The sequence below is a fragment of the Sphaerisporangium sp. NPDC049002 genome (assembly GCF_040649355.1).
Lineage (GTDB): Bacteria > Actinomycetota > Actinomycetes > Streptosporangiales > Streptosporangiaceae > Sphaerisporangium.
Genome location: NZ_JBEZFH010000402.1, coordinates 1 through 2,515, shown reverse-complemented (window position 1 = coordinate 2,515; position 2,515 = coordinate 1). Strand labels below are relative to the sequence as shown.

2 protein-coding genes are annotated in these 2,515 nt (G+C 73.6%); one reads left to right on the top strand and one right to left on the bottom strand.

The annotated features are described in order from the left end of the window. The coding region (locus tag AB0B89_RS35980; RefSeq protein ID WP_358562140.1) for a TIM-barrel domain-containing protein at positions 1-2,007 on the top strand (2,007 nt) is incomplete at its 5' end. Between the two features lie 24 nt (positions 2,008-2,031). Here the strand turns inward: AB0B89_RS35980 and AB0B89_RS35975 are convergent. Beyond that, positions 2,032-2,515: DUF305 domain-containing protein (locus AB0B89_RS35975; RefSeq protein ID WP_358562137.1), on the bottom strand; the 484-nt coding region annotated here is incomplete at its 5' end.

Here is a 2,515-nt window from a genome sequence, read left to right as displayed (position 1 = left end):
AGGTTCGCCCGGGGGGCAAATATGATTTCTCCGTTCGAACGGTCAGGGCTTGGCCCTCGCCCCGCTCCGCCACCTTCGCGCACTCCGCCCCTGCGTGCGGGGCACCGCTACGCCTACCGCTTCCGCGCCACCTCCGACGGCGGCGGCCGTACCACCCGGTGGTACGAGGTGACGGCGGCGGCGTGGAGCGAGAGCGGCGGGACGCTGACCGTCGAGGGCACCGACCGTGTGGTCGCGGGCAGCGTGGCATGGCTGGCCGGCGGCGAGGGCCCGCGGCGGGTGCGGTTCGACCTCGCGCTGGGCGAGGGCGAGCACGTGGTGGGCTTCGGCGAGCGCTACGACGCCGTCGACCAGCGCGGTCGCGCGCTCGACGCGGTGGTTTTCGAGCAGTACAAGGGGCAGGGCCGCCACGCCCGTACGTACCTGCCGATGCCGTTCGCGCTGGTCGTGGGGGGCGAGGCCGGGTGGGGGCTCCACGTCGCCACCTCGGCGCGCACCTGGTACGACGTGGGCGCGTCCACGCCCGGCCGCCTGCGGGTCGAGGCGGAGGCCGACGGCCCCGAGCTGACGCTGCGTCTGTACGACGGCGACCCCGTCAAGGTCCTCGGCGCCTTCCTCGCCGACGTGGGCATGCCCACCGAGCTGCCGCCCTGGGTGTTCCGGCTCTGGGCGAGCGGCAACGAGTGGAACACCCAGGAGCGGGTGCTCGCCGAGATGGACCGCCACCGCGACCTGGACATCCCCGTGGGAGCCCTGGTCATCGAGGCGTGGAGCGACGAGTCGACGTTCACGGCCTTCCGGGGGGCGCGGTACGAGCCGGGCGAGGAGCCGCACCGGCTGGGCGACTACCGGTTCCCTGCCGACGGTCCGTGGCCCGACCCGAAGGGCATGGTCGACGAGCTGCACGCGCGTGACGTCAAGGTGCTGCTCTGGCAGATCCCGCTCATGAGGATGCGGCCGCATCCGTCGGGCCAGGCCGCGGTGGACGCCGCCACGGCCGTCCGGCGGGGCCTGGTGGTGCGCGAGCAGGACGGCCGGCCGTACCGGAACAGGGGGTGGTGGTTCCCGCTCGCCCTGATGCCCGACCTCAGCTCGGCCGAGGTGCGCGACTGGTGGACGGCCAGGAGGCGTTACCTCGTCGAGGAGGTGGGCGTCGACGGGTTCAAGACCGACGGCGGCGAGCACGCCTGGGGCCACGACCTGCGCTACGCCGACGGCCGCCGGGGCGCGGACGGCAACGGGCTGTTCCCCGTGCACTACGCGCGCGCGTTCGGCGACCTGCTGCGCTCGTGCGGCAAGGCCCCGGTGACGTTCAGCAGGGCGGGTTTCGCCGGGTCGCAGCCGCACGGGGCGTTCTGGGCGGGCGACGAGGACTCGACGTGGGAGGCGTACCGCTCCTCGGTGATCGCGGGGATCACCGCGTCGGCCTGCGGCGTCGTCTACTGGGGATGGGACCTCGCGGGGTTCTCCGGCGACGTCCCCTCGGCCGAGCTGTACCTGCGGGCGGCCGGGACGTCGGCGTTCATGCCGATCATGCAGTACCACTCGGAGTTCAACCACCACCGCTCGCCGTCGCGCGACCGTACCCCGTGGAACATCGCCGAGCGCACGGGCGACGAGCGGGTCCTCCCGGTGTTCAGGAGGTTCGCGCACCTGCGCGAGCGGCTCGTGCCCTACCTGGCCGAGCAGGCGCGGGTCGCGGTGGAGGGCGGGCCGCCGCTGATGCGCGGGCTGTTCTTCGACCACCCCGCCGACCCTCTGATCTGGCGCTACCCGCTGCAGTACAAGCTCGGCGACGCCCTGCTCGTGGTGCCCGTCGTCGAACCGGGCGCCTCGCAGGTGCGGGCGTACGTGCCCGCCGGGGAGTGGGTCGACGTCTGGACGGGCGCGCCCGTGAGCGGAGCGCGGGAGGTCACGCTCCCGGCGCCGATCGACCGCCCGCCGGTGCTGTGCGCGGCGGACCACTGGCCACGGCTGGCCTCCGTCTTCGCCACCTCACGCGGGTAGGGCCGTCGAGGCCGCCGGGAGGTCTCAGCCACCGAGCCTTTCGAGGTCGCCGAGCTGGGACGACCTGGTCTTCTCCATGGTGGCGGCGAGGGCCTTGGTGTCCTGGTTGGCGCCCGAGCGCTGCTCGCCCTGGGCCACCACGACCGACTGCTTCAGGTGCTCGCGAAGGTGCTCGGTGACCAGGCGGTCGAACGCGGCGCCCGAGGCGCGGCCGATGGTCGCGAGCTCCTCGGGGGTCACCATGCCGGGCATGTTGTGCCCCTGGTGGGGGTTGGTCTCCGGGACGCCCGACCGCAGCAGGAGCTGGCGGAGCTTCACCAGCTCGGAGCGGTGGACCGTGCTGATCCGCGCGGCCAGCTTCCTCATGCCCGGGTCGGAGGACCTGTCCTGGACCAGGGCCAGCATGCGCAGGGCCAGCTCGTCCATCGGGATCATCAGCTCCACCCAGGCGACGTCGGTGGGACCGAAGTCCCCCGCGGCCGTGAAGGCCGCGGGGGAAGGGGCGGGC